The organism is Xanthobacter sp. BG11Y11_SDJG (genome assembly GCF_057364445.1).
Genome location: NZ_JBNFNU010000618.1, coordinates 1 through 1,646, shown reverse-complemented (window position 1 = coordinate 1,646; position 1,646 = coordinate 1). Strand labels below are relative to the sequence as shown.

Genomic DNA, 1,646 nt, shown 5'->3' with positions numbered 1-1,646 from the left:
CGCTGCGTCTGGCTGGGCCAGGGCATGCCAGCGCCAGCCGCGCGGCGCAATGCCTCCGCGCGCGGCGGCGCTCGCGCTCGCCACCGGCAATCAGTCGGCAACGCCGGCCGTCGCCTCATCTACCATCGAACCGGCCCGGCCGGCGCGCGCATCGACATGGCGAGCCTCACCGCGCCGCACCTCGCCGCCACCGCGCCGCCTTCGGTGAGCCACATGGACCTTGCGGCGACGCTCGCGGACCCCGCGGCGGCGCGCGTGCTGTTCACCTGGAACAACAACATCATGGCCTCCTCGCCCCAGCAGGCGGCGCTTGGGGCGGCGCTGAAGCGCGAGGACCTGCTCCATGTGGCGGTGGACATCTTCCACACCGACACCACGCGCTTCGCCGACTACGTGCTGCCGGCGGCGAGCTTTCTCGAGTTCGACGACCTGATCCTCTCTTATTTCGACCTCACCATCTCGGCCCAGGCCAAGGCCATGGAGCCCATGGGCGAGAGCCTGCCGAACCAGGAGATCTTCCGCCGGCTGGCCGCCGCCATGGGGCTCGACGATCCGGAGCTGTTCGAGAGCGACGAGGCGTTGCTCGCCCGCCTGCTGGCGCAGACGCCTTTCAGCGGCACCTTCGCCGACCTCGCCGCGCGCGGCACCGTGCGCGCCTTCCCCGAACGGCGGGTGCCGTTCGCCGGCGGCGTATTCCCCACCGCCAGCGGCAAGGCCGAGATCGCCTGCGCTGCGGCCGAGGCGGCGGGCTATCCGCGCACCCCCTACCCGCACGCCGACGCTCCGCCGCCGAGCGGCCGGTTCCGCGTGCTCTCGCCGGCCTCGCTCTGGCAGATGAATTCCAGCTACGGCAACGACGAGAAGATCCTGAAGCAGCTTGGCGCGCCGCGCGTGTTCGTCCATCCGGACGACGCCGCCGCCCTCGGCCTCACGGAAGCCGACGAGGTGGTGCTCGGCAACACGGTCGGCCGGCTCGCGGTGACGGTGGCGGTCTCCGCCGAGGCGCAGCCGGGCATGTTCGTGATCCACAAGGGCCGCTGGCCCGGCCTCGACACGTCGGGGGCGAACGTCAACGTGCTGTTCGACGGCGCCAAGGCGGACATCGCCGAGAGCACGTCGGTCCACGGCGTGGAGGTGGGCCTTCTCGAGGTCCGCAAGGCGCGGGAGGCCATGCCCGCATGAGCCGTCCGGTCCTGATCGTCGGCGCCGGCCCCGCCGGCATGTTCGCCGCCTTCGCGCTCGGCCAGCTCGGGCTCGACGCAATGCTGGTGGACGCGCTGCCGGCCATGGGCGGGCAGTGCGCCGCGCTCTATCCGGAAAAGCCGATCTACGACATTCCCGGCCGCCCCCAGGTGACGGCGGGTGCGCTGGTGGAAGACCTCGCGGCGCAGATGGCACCCTACGCCCCCGAATTCCGTGGCGGGCAGGCGGCCATCGCCATCGACGACGCGCCGGGCGGTTTTTCGGTGCGCCTCGCGGACGGGACGGCGATCGCCGCTGCGGCGGTGATCCTGGCGCTGGGCGGCGGCGCCTTCCGGCCGAACCGCCCGCCCATTCCTGGCATCGAGGCCTATGAGGGACGCTCGGTGCATTACGCGGTGCGCAGCCGGGCCGCCTTCGCCGGCCGCCGCGTGGCCGGAGGAGCG

General features: G+C 72.7%; 2 protein-coding genes. Both read left to right on the top strand.

The genetic code is table 11. The annotated features are described in order from the left end of the window. Positions 1–1,182 (top strand): molybdopterin dinucleotide binding domain-containing protein (locus AC2W7M_RS25035; RefSeq protein WP_486135773.1); only part of this gene is annotated, 1,182 nt, incomplete at its 5' end. After that, positions 1,179–1,646 (top strand): NAD(P)/FAD-dependent oxidoreductase (locus tag AC2W7M_RS25030; RefSeq protein ID WP_486135771.1); only part of this gene is annotated, 468 nt, incomplete at its 3' end. The genes AC2W7M_RS25035 and AC2W7M_RS25030, both read left to right, overlap by 4 nt.